Raw genomic sequence first — 14,278 nt, forward strand, 5'->3', positions numbered from 1 at the left:
ATCTTATCAGGCCTACAAATTGTACTACTTAGTAGGCCGGGTAAGGCGTTCACGCCATCATCCGGCTTTTTAATGGGTGGCGCATAATGAATACTCTTCCTGAACAGCACGCAAATACTGCCCTCCCCACCCTGCCTGGCCAGCCACAAAACCCAGGGACATGGCCACAACACGACCTCAACTGCACCGGTATTAAAGCGCATATCGACACCTTCCAGAGCTGGTTAGGCGAAGCGTTTGACAGTGGAATTTCCGCAGAACAGCTCATTGAGGCCCGCACCGAATTTATTGATCAGTTGCTTCAGCGCCTGTGGATTGAAGCCGGTTTCGGTCAAATTGCCGACCTGGCGCTGGTTGCCGTTGGCGGCTACGGGCGCGGCGAACTGCATCCGCTCTCCGATATTGACCTGCTGATCCTCAGTCGTAAAAAGCTACCTGATTCGCAGGCAGAAAAAGTCGGTGAGCTGTTAACGCTGCTATGGGACGTGAGGCTGGAGGTTGGGCACAGCGTGCGTACGCTGGAAGAGTGTCTGCTGGAAGGATTGTCAGATTTAACCGTCGCCACTAACCTGATTGAAACACGCCTGCTTATCGGCGATGTCGCGCTGTTTCTTGAGCTGCAAAAGCATATTTTTAGCGAAGGTTTCTGGCCGTCCGATAAATTTTACGCCGCCAAAGTGGAAGAGCAAAATCAGCGCCACCAGCGTTATCACGGCACCAGCTACAACCTGGAGCCGGATATCAAAAGCAGTCCCGGCGGCCTGCGCGATATCCATACTCTGCAATGGGTGGCCCGTCGCCATTTTGGCGCCACCTCGCTGGACGAAATGGTCGGCTTCGGTTTTTTGACGCTGGCAGAACGCGCCGAACTGAATGAATGTTTGCATATCCTGTGGCGGATTCGCTTCGCCCTGCATCTGGTCGTTAGTCGTTACGACAACCGCCTGCTGTTTGACCGCCAGCTCAGCGTGGCGCAACGGCTAAACTACGGCGGCGAAGGCAACGAGCCTATCGAGCGGATGATGAAAGACTATTTCCGGGTCACGCGACGGGTCAGCGAACTGAACCATATGCTGTTGCAACTGTTCGACGAGGCGATCCTCGCCCTGCCAGCCGATGAAAAACCGCGCCCGATTGATGACGACTTTCAACTGCGCGGCACATTGATCGATCTGCGCAACGACGACCTGTTTATCCGTAAGCCCGAAGCGATACTGCGGATGTTTTACATCATGGTGCGTAACAGCGCGATCAGCGGGATTTACTCCACCACGCTGCGCCATTTGCGTCATGCCCGCCGTCATTTAACCCAGCCGCTATGCTACATTCCGGAAGCGCGTTCGCTGTTTCTCAGTATGTTGCGCCATCCGGGCGCGGTGAGTCGCGGCCTGCTGCCGATGCATCGGCACAGCGTTTTGTGGGCCTATATGCCGCAATGGTCGCACATTGTCGGCCAAATGCAGTTTGACCTGTTTCATGCCTATACGGTGGATGAGCACACTATCCGTGTGATGCTCAAGCTGGAGAGTTTTGCTAACGAAGAGACCCGCCCGCGCCATCCGCTGTGCGTGGATCTGTGGCCGCGCTTGCGACAGCCGGAGCTAATTCTGATTGCCGCGCTGTTCCACGATATCGCCAAAGGTCGCGGCGGCGATCACTCGGTTCTCGGTGCCCAGGACGTGCTCAAATTCGCCGAACTGCACGGTCTGAACTCACGTGAAACGCAGCTGATCGTCTGGCTGGTGCGTCAGCATTTGCTGATGTCGGTGACCGCTCAGCGCCGTGATATTCAGGATCCGGAAGTGATCAAGCAATTCGCTGAAGAAGTACAAACGGAACATCGTCTGCGCTTTTTAGTGTGCCTGACCGTCGCGGATATTTGCGCTACTAACGAAACGCTGTGGAATAGCTGGAAGCAAAGTCTGCTGCGCGAGCTGTACTTTGCGACGGAAAAACAACTACGTCGTGGGATGCAAAACACGCCAGATATGCGCGAACGCGTTCGCCATCATCAGCTTCAGGCACTGGCGCTACTGCGTATGGACAACATTGATGAAGAAGCGCTGCACCACATCTGGTCGCGCTGTCGCGCCAACTATTTCGTGCGCCACAGCCCAAATCAACTGGCCTGGCATGCGCGTCATCTGCTGCAGCACGATCTCAGTAAGCCGCTAATCCTGCTCAGCCCGCAGGCCACGCGCGGCGGAACGGAAATTTTTATCTGGAGCCCCGATCGCCCTTACCTGTTTGCCGCCGTCTGCGCCGAACTGGACAGGCGCAATCTAAGCGTCCACGATGCGCAGATTTTCACTACCCGCGATGGGATGGCGATGGATACGTTCATCGTGCTGGAACCGGACGGCAGCCCGCTGTCTTCAGACCGACACGAAGCGATCCGTTTTGGACTGGAACAGGCGATCACGCAGCGCAGCTGGCAGCCACCGCAACCACGTCGTCAGCCGGCAAAATTACGCCACTTTACCGTCGATACCGAGGTTACTTTCCTGCCGACCCACACCGACCGAAAATCATTCCTTGAGCTTATCGCTCTCGACCAGCCTGGACTGCTGGCGCGGGTCGGGCAGATTTTTGCCGATCTGGGAATTTCGCTGCATGGCGCCCGAATTACAACCATTGGCGAGCGAGTAGAAGATTTATTCATAATCGCCACCGCCGACCGGCGCGCCCTTAATAATGAGCTGCAGCAGGAAGTGCATCAACGGTTGACAGAGGCCCTCAATCCAAACGATAAAGGGTGATGTTTTTATTTATTATGGAAAGAGTTTAACAATGCAGCAGTTACAGAACGTTATTGAATCCGCTTTCGAGCGCCGTGCCGACATTACTCCGGCAAATGTAGATACCGTAACCCGCGAAGCGGTGAATCAGGTTATTGCTTTACTGGATTCCGGTGCACTGCGCGTCGCAGAAAAGATTGAGGGTCAGTGGGTCACGCATCAGTGGCTGAAAAAGGCGGTCCTGCTCTCTTTCCGTATTAACGATAATCAGGTTATCGAGGGTGCAGAAAGCCGTTACTTCGATAAAGTGCCGATGAAATTCGCCAACTACGACGAAGCACGCTTCCAGAAAGAAGGTTTCCGCGTGGTTCCGCCAGCGGCCGTACGCCAGGGTGCGTTTATCGCCCGTAACACCGTGCTGATGCCGTCTTACGTGAACATCGGCGCTTATGTGGATGAAGGTACGATGGTTGATACCTGGGCGACCGTGGGTTCCTGCGCGCAAATTGGTAAAAACGTTCACCTGTCCGGCGGCGTTGGCATCGGTGGCGTACTGGAGCCGTTACAGGCTAACCCGACCATCATCGAAGACAACTGCTTCATCGGCGCACGTTCTGAAGTGGTTGAAGGCGTGATCGTCGAAGAAGGCTCTGTTATCTCTATGGGCGTGTACATTGGTCAGAGCACCCGTATTTACGATCGTGAAACCGGCGAAGTGCATTATGGCCGCGTTCCGGCGGGCTCTGTGGTTGTCTCCGGCAACCTGCCGTCGAAAGATGGCAAATACAGCCTGTACTGCGCGGTGATTGTGAAGAAAGTCGATGCCAAAACGCGTGGCAAAGTAGGAATCAACGAACTGTTACGCACCATCGACTAACAGTGATTTGAAAAAGCGGGCTTAGCCCGCTTTTTTTACATCTGCGAGTGGCATAAACAAGGCTTTTCGTTAATTATTCAATGGTTATGGTGAGCTTAAGGGTACCGCTATGTATGACAATCTGAAAAGTCTGGGCATTACTAATCCTGAAGAAATCGATCGTTACAGCCTGCGGCAAGAAGCCAACAACGATATCCTGAAAATCTATTTCCAGAAGGATAAAGGCGAGTTTTTTGCCAAGAGCGTGAAGTTCAAATATCCCCGTCAGCGTAAAACGGTTGTCGCCGATGGCGTCGGCCAGGGTTACAAAGAAGTGCAGGAGATCAGTCCCAACCTGCGCTATGTGATCGACGAACTGGATCAGATCTGCCAGCGCGATCGCAGCGAAGTCGATCTTAAACGCAAGATCCTTGATGATTTACGTCATCTGGAAAGCGTCGTGACCAACAAGATCAGCGAAATTGAAGCCGATCTGGAAAAACTAACGCGTAAATAACCGCGAGTGAATGTGTTCGTATGCCGGGTAAGGCGAAGCCGCCCCCGGCATTTTGCCTGATAAGCGTAGCGCCAACAGGCAAGAAATTAATGCTGCTCATCCAGTTGTAGCGCGACATACAGCAGCAGTCGGTCGTCAAAATTCCCTAAATCCAGCCCGGTCAGCTCTGAAATTCGGTTCAGGCGATATTCCAGCGTATTACGGTGGATAAATAACGCTTTTGAGGTCGCCAGCGGCTGAACGTTATGCCGAAACCACGCCGCTAATGTTCGACGCAGTAAGCCGTTGTTATCCATTGCTTTCAGCCGTACCAGCGGACGCGCCAGCTCGTTGGCCTGCCAGCCGCCGCGCAGGCTGTCCAGCAGAACTGGCAGCATCAAATCCTGGTAGAAATAGCTACGGCTTTCCGGCATCCGTTGCTTGCCGACCATCATGGTCGTGCGCGCCGTACGATACGAACGGGCAATACTGCCTGGCCCGGTAAAATAGTTGCCCAGCGACACGCGAAAACGCAGCTGTCCGTTCTCTTTCATGCGAGCAATGAGCTGCTCAACACGCTTGCGGTGATCTTCCGCGTCCCAGCGACCAAACTGATTGAGCGCCGGTTTCAGCACCACCATCTCGGTCAGGGAAACAATCGCAATCAGATTATTACGTTCAGGCGTAGTCAACGCGTTCTGCAATTGCTGTAGCTCCGCCATCGCGCTGTCAACGCCAAGCTGGCCACTATCAACCTCTACCACTGCCACCACGCGCGGCTGGTTCAAATCAATGCCTAAACGTTGCGCCCACTCCATCAGCGCCGGGGTATTCTCTTCCGCCTGAATCAGATTCATCACCAGCTCTTCACGCAGGCGGCTATCCTGCGCTAACAGATGCATCAGGCGCGACTGCTCCAGCATCATTTCGGCTGTCATGCACACCAGCTCGCCGTATTTACGCAGATGTTCCGGTTCACCGGTAAGCCCGATAACGCCAACGATTTCGCCTTCCAGACGCAACGGCAGGTTTATCCCCTGACGCACACCGTGCAAATGCCTCGCCACTGCATCGTCAATGTCCACCACCCGGCCCTGCGAAAGTACCAACAGCGCACCTTCGTGCAATTCACCAATGCGTTCGCGATCGCCACTGCCAATGATCCGCCCACGGGCATCCATTACGTTGATATTGGTATCAATGATGCGCATGGTTCGCGCCACGATATCCTGCGCCATTTTGGTATCAAGATGCCAGCCAGCCATAAACCCCTCCTGTGAGCAGAGCTCAAGCATAGGGAAGATAATAAGCGGCGACATTGTGCAAATGCACAAAGCGGAAGGGAGAAATATGGAGTTGTGGGAGGTATCACAAAAAGAACCCCTTCCTGTACAGGAAGGGGTTGAGGGAGATTACTGCATCAACAGATAGATGGAGCTGTCGCCACGCTGAATGTTCAGCGCCAGTACAGCGGGTTTGCTGTCGAGGATTTTGCGCAATTCGGCGATGTTTTTCACCGGCTGCTGATTCGCACCGATAATCACATCCCCTTTCTTCAGGCCGATCTGCGCAGCCGGAGAATTCGGTTTCACGTCGCTTACCACGACACCTTTATCCTGGCCTTTGTTGCTCATATCGGCACCTTCAATGCCTTTGAAGATAGAGCTGGAATCAACCTGAGTCTGGCTGCTCTGCTGCAATTCCAGGTTCACGGTGACCGGCTTACCGTCACGCAGCAGACCCAGGGTGATTTTGCTGCCGACCGGCATCGTCCCCACCTGCGCACGCAGAGCGGCGAAGCTGCTGATAGGTTTGCCGTTCAGGGAGGTAATCACATCCCCGGCTTTAATACCGGCTTTCGCTGCGGAAGAGTTCGGCATTACCTGGCTGACGAATGCGCCACGCTGAGCGTCAACTTTCATCGCTTTCGCCAACTCAGAGCTCAGTTCGGTCCCCATAATACCCAGCTCACCACGTTTAACCTGACCAAACTCAACCATCTGCGAAGTCAGGTTTTTCACCATGTTGCTTGGGATTGCAAAACCGATACCGATGTTACCGCCGTCCGGCGCGAGGATCGCGGTGTTAATGCCGATCAGCTCACCGTTCAGATTGACCAGCGCGCCACCGGAGTTACCCCGGTTGATCGCAGCATCCGTCTGAATAAAGTTTTCATAGTTCTCCGCATTCAGGCCGCTACGGCCCAGAGCAGAAACGATGCCGGAGGTCACGGTCTCACCGAGGCCAAACGGGTTACCGATTGCTACGGTGTAATCACCCACGCGCAGCGCGTCGGAGTCTGCCAGCTTAATCGCCGTCAGGTTTTTCGGATCCTGAATTTGGATCAGCGCGATATCGGAGCGTGGATCTTTGCCCACGATCTTCGCGTCAAATTTACGGCCATCGCTCAACTGAACCTTAATTACCGTAGCGTTATCCACCACGTGGTTGTTGGTCACGACATACCCTTTCGCAGCATCAATAATTACGCCGGAACCCAGCGCCATAAATTTCTGCTGCTGGCCGCCGCCGTTACCAGCGCCCGGTGCGCCGCCCTGGCAGAACGGTGAACTCTGGAACGGAGATCCGTCCTGGCAGAACGGTGAATTATCACCAAAGAACTGCTGGAAATTACGCGGCATACGCGGCGTATTCACCGTCGTGCTCCCCTCGACGTTAATACTTACCACCGATGGCATCACTTTTTCGAGCATCGGGGCCAGGCTTGGCATCTGTTGGGCGGTCATTGCTGAAGACGACGTCTCAGCCGCAGTTGCAGACAGGGGGGACAACGCCAAACCTAAACTCAGAGCCAGTGCACTCATTGCTAATGTGGTTTTTTTCATGTGTTTCGTTCTCGATTAACAGGTAACGCAAAATTGCTGTATACGTCAGATTCGTTTTATAACGCTAAGTTCCAGAATTGAGTTTAAGGAAAAAGTAAAATTTTATTGGCCGTCTTTACAAATGAGTATTTATTGTTCTACGGCCATCAAGCGACGATATTCATCCCAGGCATACAAATCTGTCATCCCGCTGATATAATCCTGGATCAACCGGCAGCGATAATAATATTCCAGAACCGAATACTCAGCGCACTCAGTCGATATTTTACTAACCGCCTCAACATACGCAAGACGATGGCGGGTAGACAACTTCTGAAATAAACGGGACTCGATAGGAAAACGTTTTACTCTTTCATTGTCGACCAGTTCAGTAAAATCTGACTGAGACATTTTCAATAACGGTTGATAGATCTCCAGCAACCCGGTGATCACCCGATAGCCCTGTAATTCCAGTTGCTCAACATCCGGATGGCTAAACACATGTTTTACCGCCACATTCTTATAAACGCCCAGTAACTGGCTGAAGCTACTGGCATCTTCTAACAGCGCATGATTAAAGCTGCCTTCATAAATCTGCGGCAAATTATCAATAAATCGCTGGGCCGCATACGGAACCAGTTTATTCAGCGTATTGACGCGTAAATACATAAAGAACTGATCTTCGGTGCTGCGGCTTAATGTATTTGAACGTGATTTTTCCCAGGCGTTTTCAACAACCTGACTAAACAGAGAGCCTTTTTCGTGATGCCCCCACGCTTCATACAGATGGTGATAAAGTTGCTCGACGCTAAAGATTCTTTTCTCAACGGCATCTTCCAGATCGGCCACGCAATATGAGATATCATCGGCAGCTTCCATAATCCAGGTTAATGGAAAACGACTGTAAGGTGCTAATGATAATTCTTTACGTAACCGCTCAATATACGGTTCCTCGGAAAGGTAATAACCAGGCTTCTTCATTAAATAGTTGTGCGTCTCGGGTGCACTGCCGCGCCACCATGCCGGACGGGTATATTTTAGAATACCGCCGACCTGCGCCCAGGTAAGGTTCATACGCATCAAAGTATGCACCAGACGAATACCCTGCGCATTGCCTTCAAAATGACACAAGTCCTGGCGCACCTTGCGGCGAATATCATTCAGCGACTCTTCACCTTCACGCAAACGTAATGCCGTCACCTGGCAGCGGTCATCACTCAGGGGCTGACTTTCCGCGTCGGCGGGATACAACCGCTGGCGAAACCAGTCATTAATCGCCGCTTCCCCAAAATGGCCAAACGGAGGATTACCAATGTCATGCATCAGGCACGACATTTCGACGATACTCTCAAACGGTCCCGTCAGTTCCTCCAGACCATACTGCTCCAGCAGCTTTAGCTCTTTCAGCCGACTGAGGATCTCTTTCGCGATATAGCGCCCAACCTGCTGCACTTCCATCGAGTGCGTCAGACGCGTACGCACCGCTGCATTACGCTCCAGCGGAAAGACCTGGGTTTTTTGTTGCAGCCGGCGAATAGCCGGAGAATTGATAATACGTCCACGATCGCTTTCAAAAATTCGCAGGATCTCATGCTCCGTCTTCACGCCCTGCGGCGAACGGTAACGGCGATGCCAGTTTATTTTTTTTCGGAAATCGATCTGTACCATATCCTCTCCCGCCTGAGAAATGCGCTACCCCTTAAGCGCATGATAGACTATGCCCTCAAATCTGGCTTATCGCGAGTAAATCTATGAAAATCGGCATCATTGGTGCAATGGAAGAAGAAGTTACGCTGCTGCGTGACAAAATCGAAAACCGTCAGACCATCACGCTCGGCGGTTGTGAAATTTACACCGGCCAACTGAACGGTACTGAGGTTGCGCTTCTGAAATCAGGTATCGGTAAAGTAGCTGCGGCGCTCGGCGCTACGCTGCTGCTTGAACGCTGCAAGCCGGACGCCATCATTAATACGGGTTCCGCGGGCGGCCTGGCCTCTACGCTGAAAGTCGGCGATATCGTAGTTTCTGATGAAGCGCGCTATCACGACGCCGACGTCACTGCCTTTGGTTATGAATTTGGTCAGCTACCGGGTTGCCCGGCTGGTTTTAAAGCCGATCCTGCGTTGATTGCAGCCGCAGAATCTTGCATCGCCGAACTCAATCTGAACGCTGTTCGCGGACTTATCGTCAGCGGCGATGCATTCATTAATGGTTCCGTGGGGCTGGCTAAAATTAAGCATAACTTCCCGCAGGCGATTGCCGTTGAGATGGAAGCGACCGCAATTGCGCACGTTTGCCACAACTTTAAGGTGCCATTTGTCGTGGTTCGCGCTATCTCTGACGTTGCCGATCAGCAGTCCCATCTCAGCTTTGACGAATTCCTGGTGGTTGCCGCGAAGCAGTCAAGCCTGATGGTTGAAACGCTGGTGCAGAAACTGGCGCATGGCTAAATTATTCTCCAGGGCGCTGGTCGCCCTGCTTTTCACTCTCCCGGCGTTCCTTTACGCCGCACCGCGTGTTGTAACGCTTTCTCCTGCCAATACCGAACTCGCTTTTGCCGCAGGCATTACCCCAGTTGGCGTCAGCAGCTACTCAAACTACCCGCCAGAAGCCAAAAATATTGAAGAGGTCTCAACATGGCAAGGTATGAATCTTGAGCGTATTGTGGCGCTGAAACCTGATTTAGTCGTCGCCTGGCGCGGGGGAAATGCTGAGCGGCAGGTGAATCAACTGACCTCCCTGGGAATTAAGGTCATCTGGGTGGACGCCGTTACCATTGAGCAGGTTGCCGATGCGCTACGCCAGTTGGCTGCGTGGAGCCCCAAGCCTGAACAAGCTAAACAGGCGGCGCAAACCATGCTTGATGACTATGCTTTACTTAAATCTCAGTATGCCAACAAACCGAAAAAACGCGTGTTTCTCCAGTTTGGTGCCAATCCTCTGTTTACCAGTGGAAAAGGTTCTATTCAGCACGAAGTTCTTGAGGTATGCGGCGGAGAAAACATCTTTGCCGGTAGTCGGGTTCCCTGGCCGCAGGTTAGCCGTGAGCAGGTCCTGGCACGAGCTCCCCAGGCTATTGTTGCAACCGGCGGTCCGGGCGAAACTCTGAAAATTGAGCAATACTGGGGAAACCAGCTAAAAATACCCGTTATTACACTTAATAGTGACTGGTTCGAACGCGCGAGCCCGCGTATTATCCTCGCCGCAAAACAACTCTGTAATGCGCTTTCACAGATAAATTAGCGCCTGCCCCCACCAGGTCTGTTGTGAGGATTTAAAAATGCTCGTCTATTGGCTTGATATTGTCGGCACCGCGGTATTTGCAATCTCTGGCGTATTACTAGCCGGGAAATTACGTATGGATCCGTTTGGCGTCCTGGTCCTCGGCGTGGTTACCGCCGTCGGTGGTGGTACGATCCGCGATATGGCGCTGGATAATGGACCGGTTTTTTGGGTTAAAGATCCAACCGATCTGGTCGTGGCGATGATCACCAGCATGCTGACGATCCTATTGGTACGGCAGCCAAGACGCCTGCCGAAATGGATCCTTCCGGTGCTGGATGCCGTTGGCCTGGCGGTGTTCGTGGGTATTGGCGTCAACAAGGCCTTTCTCGCAGGAACAGGCCCCTTGGTGGCGATTTGTATGGGGGTGATTACCGGCGTCGGCGGTGGGATCATTCGCGATGTATTAGCACGTGAAGTCCCGATGATTTTGCGCACCGAGATCTACGCCACAGCCTGTATTATCGGCGGGATCGTGCATGCGACGGCGTTTTATACCTTTGATGTTTCACTGGAAAACGCCAGTATGATGGGGATGATTGTCACCCTGCTGATTCGGCTTGCCGCCATTCGCTGGCATTTGAAATTACCGACGTTTGCGCTGGATGATAACGGACGTTGACATGATGATGCAGAATATGTAGGCCGGATAAGGCGTTTACGCCGCCATCCGGCACATTGCCCGGTGGCGCTACGCTTACCGGGCCTACACCATCAGACCACTGGTATTACAGACAGCAATCAGATGCTGAAAGAAGAACCACACCCGCAGGTGCTTTTCGCATTCGGGTTAGTCACAACGAAGCGGGAACCTTCCAGACCTTCGGTATAGTCAACCGCGCCGCCCACCAGATATTGCAGACTCATCGGGTCAACTACCAGACCAACACCTTGTTTCTCAATGGTCATATCACCATCGTTCACCTGATCGTCAAAGGTGAAACCGTACTGGAAACCGCTGCAACCACCGCCGGTGATATACACACGTAATTTCAGATTCGGGTTATCTTCGTCAGCGATCAGGCTTTTTACTTTATTGGCTGCTGCTTCAGTAAATTGCAGTGGCAGCGCTACGTCATCACTCATATTTTGCTCCAAACGACATTGGCAATTGGGCAAATTATAACCCAATGGTTAAGGCCATTATCTAATACCCTGGTATTTCGTTCAAGTATTCTCGCCAGCTGCTGTACCCTGGCTTTTAGCCGCCTGCTCCGCTTCCTGTTTTGCCAGCGTACGGGCAAGGATAGTCGAGTATAGCGGCTTTCCGCCCATAAATTGGGCTAATAGTGTTGCGCCAAGACAGGTAATAATCATTGGCAAAATGAGCTGATAGTTATCGGTCATTTCCAGTACCAGTATAATGCCCGTTAACGGCGCGCGCACCGAGGCCGCCAACAATGCTCCCATTCCGGCGATGGCGAAGGTCCCGGCCTCCAGATGATAATGCGGAAAAGAGGCCGCTGCCGCCATACCGAACGCGGTGCCAAGCAACGTGCCTAATGCCAGCATCGGGGCAAATATCCCGCCGGGCGCGCCGGACGAGAAGCACAGCAGCGTGGTAATGACGCGGGCAATAAAGATAAACAGCAGTAAACCAACGCTGAAATTCCCTGCCGCAGCGATAGGTATCAGGTTAAACCCGCCTCCAGCCGCTTCAGGTGTAATTAAGCCAAGGATCCCGCACAGACCGCCGATCGCACCGCCCATCAGCACCCATTTTTTGAGATCGCCTCCGTGGAAACGCTGGAACATATCCTGAGTCCGCAACACCATGGTGTTGAACAACGGTCCGACACAGCCAAAAATAATCCCCAGGACCAGATACAACCACAGCGTGTTCACCGGCGCATTGGAGAGCTTCCCAACTTCAATAAGCGGTGCCTCGCCGTTGAAAACACGAAACACAATGCTCGACATGATGACGCCGGTAAACACGGCTTTGATCGAGACAAGGTTATAGCGAAACTGCGGGCGCATCTCTTCAATAATGAACAGGATCCCCGCCAGAGGGGCGTTAAACGCCGCCGAAAGGCCCGCTGCCGCACCGGTAGCCAATAAGGTATGTCGCGCTTCTGCGCTACGCATGCGGAAAATATCCAGCACCATGCGCCCGAGGTTACCACCGATCTGCACGGTCGGTCCTTCTCGCCCGAGCACCATACCGGCACCCAGCGTGCCCATACCGCCGAAAAATTTCACCGGCAGTACGCGCCACCAGCGCACAGGCCGCAGCTCTTCCAGCGCGCCTTCAATCTCTGGGATCCCCGAACCACCGGCTTCCGGCGCAAATTTACGCACCAGAAAGTAGCCAACCATCGCCAGCAACGCAGAGAGAATAAATGCCAGCGGCCACAGCAGAATGGCATGGTCCGCAACCTGAGCCAGCGCGCCAATGCGCTGATTCTGCACCCAGGCCACCGCTTTCTCAAATGCCACGCCAACAAGCCCTGTCACTGTACCCACTACGGCAGCCATCAACAGGATCGCCAACGGCGTTTTGTCTCGTTCCAGGAGTCGACGGATTTGATCCCTGCGGCGTAAACGCACAATTTGTTGTGCTTCAAAAGAGGGAGTGTCTGTCTTCATCAGATGATCATTAATTGGTAATACAAATACGGAATCGGCATTCTACTCGCACATTTCACGAAAATCCCCTGCAAATCGTATTGTTTCAAATGCGTAAAACTTTCATAACCTTCTCTGAATAACTAGAATAGCGGGCATTTACTTTTTCTACGAACCAGGACCCCATCCATGAGTAAGTCTGAAAATCTCTACAGCGCAGCACGCGAACTTATCCCTGGCGGCGTTAACTCCCCCGTTCGCGCCTTTACTGGCGTGGGTGGTACTCCGCTGTTTATCGAAAAAGCCGACGGCGCGTATCTGTACGATGTCGATGGTAAAGCCTATGTTGACTACGTCGGTTCCTGGGGACCGATGGTGCTGGGCCATAATCACCCGGCAATCCGTAATGCGGTGATTGAAGCTGCGGAGCGCGGTTTAAGCTTTGGCGCACCGACCGAAATGGAAGTGAAAATGGCGGAGCTGGTCACTGAACTCGTGCCGACCATGGACATGGTGCGCATGGTGAACTCCGGCACGGAAGCGACTATGAGCGCAATCCGTCTGGCGCGCGGTTTCACCGGTCGCGATAAGATCATCAAATTTGAAGGCTGCTACCACGGTCATGCCGACTGTCTGCTGGTCAAAGCGGGTTCCGGCGCGTTAACGCTGGGTCAGCCGAACTCCCCGGGCGTTCCGGCTGATTTCGCGAAACACACCCTAACCTGCACCTATAACGATCTCGCTTCAGTACGTGCGGCATTTGAACAATATCCGCAGGAGATCGCCTGCATCATCGTTGAACCGGTCGCAGGCAACATGAACTGCATCCCGCCGCTGCCGGAATTCCTGCCGGGCCTGCGTGCACTGTGCGATGAGTTTGGCGCACTGTTGATCATCGATGAAGTGATGACCGGTTTCCGCGTGGCGCTGGCCGGTGCACAGGATTATTACGGCGTCGTGCCGGATCTGACTTGTCTTGGCAAAATCATCGGTGGCGGAATGCCCGTTGGCGCATTCGGTGGACGTCGCGATGTGATGGACGCACTGGCGCCGACTGGACCAGTTTACCAGGCGGGGACGCTTTCCGGTAACCCAATCGCGATGGCGGCAGGTTATGCCTGTCTGACCGAAGTCGCCCAGCCGGGTATTCATGAAACGCTGAACGAACTGACGACGCGTCTGGCGGAAGGCCTGCTGGAAGCTGCTGAAGAAGCGAATATTCAGCTGGTAGTTAATCATGTAGGCGGGATGTTCGGGATTTTCTTCACCGATGCAGAAACCGTAACCTGCTATCAGGATGTGATGGCATGCGACGTTGAACGCTTCAAGCGTTTCTTCCACATGATGCTGGATGAAGGAATTTATCTGGCGCCGTCCGCGTTCGAAGCAGGCTTTATGTCCGTGGCGCACAGTGAAGAAGATATCAATAACACCATCGACGCCGCGCGCCGGGTGTTTGCGAAACTGTAAAGGATGAATTGCCGGGTGGCGCTTACGCTTACCCGGCCTACAT

General features: G+C 53.3%; 12 protein-coding genes and 1 pseudogene. 7 read left to right on the forward strand and 6 right to left on the reverse strand.

Features of this window, described 5'->3' with window-relative positions:
- Positions 1–86 precede the first annotated feature (86 nt).
- From glnD to OGV98_RS19520, 3 genes are all read left to right on the forward strand, one after another.
- Entirely contained in the window at positions 87–2,759 is a 2,673-nt protein-coding gene (gene glnD, locus OGV98_RS19510; RefSeq protein ID WP_003837534.1) for a bifunctional uridylyltransferase/uridylyl-removing protein GlnD, read from the forward strand.
- 31 nt (positions 2,760–2,790) lie between these two features.
- Complete coding sequence (gene dapD / locus OGV98_RS19515; RefSeq protein WP_003837532.1) at positions 2,791–3,615, forward strand: 2,3,4,5-tetrahydropyridine-2,6-dicarboxylate N-succinyltransferase; 825 nt, start codon at positions 2,791–2,793, stop codon at positions 3,613–3,615.
- Between the two features lie 109 nt (positions 3,616–3,724).
- The gene (locus tag OGV98_RS19520) at positions 3,725–4,111 is read left to right on the forward strand and encodes a DUF3461 family protein (RefSeq protein ID WP_003018562.1); all 387 of its coding nucleotides are present in this window, start codon (positions 3,725–3,727) and stop codon (positions 4,109–4,111) included.
- An 86-nt stretch (positions 4,112–4,197) separates the two neighbouring features.
- Here OGV98_RS19520 and cdaR read toward each other — a convergent pair whose 3' ends face one another.
- The 3 genes from cdaR to dgt all read right to left on the reverse strand — a co-directional run bounded on the left by cdaR (position 4,198) and on the right by dgt (position 8,583).
- Positions 4,198–5,355 (reverse strand): DNA-binding transcriptional regulator CdaR, encoded by a 1,158-nt coding sequence (gene cdaR / locus OGV98_RS19525; protein ID WP_003018564.1) that lies wholly within the window; start codon positions 5,353–5,355, stop codon positions 4,198–4,200.
- A 147-nt stretch (positions 5,356–5,502) separates the two neighbouring features.
- Entirely contained in the window at positions 5,503–6,936 is a 1,434-nt protein-coding gene (degP, locus tag OGV98_RS19530; RefSeq protein ID WP_003018567.1) for a serine endoprotease DegP, read from the reverse strand.
- Between the two features lie 129 nt (positions 6,937–7,065).
- Positions 7,066–8,583 carry a dGTPase gene (gene dgt, locus OGV98_RS19535; RefSeq protein WP_057102232.1) on the reverse strand — a complete coding sequence of 506 codons (1,518 nt, stop codon included), beginning with the start codon at positions 8,581–8,583 and terminating at the stop codon, positions 7,066–7,068.
- A gap of 83 nt (positions 8,584–8,666) precedes the next feature.
- Between dgt and mtnN the strand changes: the two genes are divergently transcribed.
- Genes mtnN through OGV98_RS19550 form a run of 3 tightly spaced genes read left to right on the forward strand, consistent with a single transcriptional unit; the run spans position 8,667 to position 10,819 of the window.
- Positions 8,667–9,365 carry a 5'-methylthioadenosine/S-adenosylhomocysteine nucleosidase gene (gene mtnN / locus OGV98_RS19540; protein WP_003018572.1) on the forward strand — a complete coding sequence of 233 codons (699 nt, stop codon included), beginning with the start codon at positions 8,667–8,669 and terminating at the stop codon, positions 9,363–9,365.
- Positions 9,358–10,158 carry a vitamin B12 ABC transporter substrate-binding protein BtuF gene (btuF, locus tag OGV98_RS19545; protein WP_032948552.1) on the forward strand — a complete coding sequence of 267 codons (801 nt, stop codon included), beginning with the start codon at positions 9,358–9,360 and terminating at the stop codon, positions 10,156–10,158. Before mtnN ends, btuF begins: the two co-directional genes overlap by 8 nt.
- A gap of 37 nt (positions 10,159–10,195) precedes the next feature.
- Positions 10,196–10,819 carry a TRIC cation channel family protein gene (locus OGV98_RS19550; RefSeq protein WP_003018578.1) on the forward strand — a complete coding sequence of 208 codons (624 nt, stop codon included), beginning with the start codon at positions 10,196–10,198 and terminating at the stop codon, positions 10,817–10,819.
- A 119-nt stretch (positions 10,820–10,938) separates the two neighbouring features.
- Here OGV98_RS19550 and erpA read toward each other — a convergent pair whose 3' ends face one another.
- The 3 genes and pseudogenes from erpA to clcA form a co-directional block, all read right to left on the reverse strand.
- Positions 10,939–11,283 (reverse strand): iron-sulfur cluster insertion protein ErpA, encoded by a 345-nt coding sequence (erpA, locus tag OGV98_RS19555; RefSeq protein WP_003018581.1) that lies wholly within the window; start codon positions 11,281–11,283, stop codon positions 10,939–10,941.
- Positions 11,276–11,341, reverse strand: a pseudogene (gene yadW / locus OGV98_RS19560) (small protein YadW). The gene erpA and the pseudogene yadW overlap by 8 nt, the downstream one beginning before the upstream one ends.
- A 23-nt stretch (positions 11,342–11,364) precedes the next feature.
- Positions 11,365–12,786: a H(+)/Cl(-) exchange transporter ClcA gene (clcA, locus tag OGV98_RS19565; protein ID WP_202580763.1), complete on the reverse strand. Its 1,422-nt coding sequence runs from the start codon at positions 12,784–12,786 to the stop codon at positions 11,365–11,367.
- A 168-nt stretch (positions 12,787–12,954) separates the two neighbouring features.
- Between clcA and hemL the strand changes: the two genes are divergently transcribed.
- Positions 12,955–14,235 (forward strand): glutamate-1-semialdehyde 2,1-aminomutase, encoded by a 1,281-nt coding sequence (hemL, locus tag OGV98_RS19570; RefSeq protein WP_149911368.1) that lies wholly within the window; start codon positions 12,955–12,957, stop codon positions 14,233–14,235.
- Positions 14,236–14,278: the final 43 nt, after the last annotated feature.

It is taken from the genome of Citrobacter sp. Cf136 (genome assembly GCF_030333815.1).
Lineage (GTDB): Bacteria > Pseudomonadota > Gammaproteobacteria > Enterobacterales > Enterobacteriaceae > Citrobacter > Citrobacter freundii.